1 protein-coding gene is annotated in these 485 nt (G+C 59.8%); it reads right to left on the reverse strand.

Annotation, left to right across the window (positions count from 1 at the left end; all coding sequences use genetic code 11):
- On the reverse strand, positions 1-364 hold a 364-nt coding region (locus ACPUD7_RS17815), incomplete at its 3' end, for a transposase family protein (protein ID WP_425120658.1).
- Positions 365-485 lie beyond the last annotated feature (121 nt).

Raw genomic sequence — 485 nt, forward strand, 5'->3', positions numbered from 1 at the left:
GATCGATCACGAGAGCACGCAACGCCCAGTCGAGGCCGGTTCGCGAGATCTTCGCTCGTGGTGGCGCCGCAGCTGTGGTGTCTTGACGCCATACGCGGCCACACTCGACGCACTTGTAACGGCGGAGACGAATATGAAGCGTGGTCGGTCGGTGGCCGAAAGGTTCGTGGGCCAGCTGGCGGACGACGGTATCGCGAACGATCCCGTGACCACCACATCGTCGGCACCAGTCATCAGCAGTGTTTGGACGGCATTCCAGAATGGCCTTGTGCCCGGTGATGTGTTGGCCGGTGCAGGTCAGATCGAGGTCATTGAGTCGGCAGAAGGTCGTGAGGTCAGGCGTCGAGAAAGTAGGCTTGGCCATGTCGAGGTCTTTCGGATGGACGGTGTAGGAACTTCCATCATCGGAAGACCTCGACGCCTATCTGAGCAGCGACTCGCCGTGTCTGAAAATCCCTGACCCACACTCTCGATTACGAAGAGCC

Origin of the sequence: Brevibacterium sp. FAM 24630 (assembly GCF_049804075.1) — a bacterium.
Lineage (GTDB): Bacteria > Actinomycetota > Actinomycetes > Actinomycetales > Brevibacteriaceae > Brevibacterium.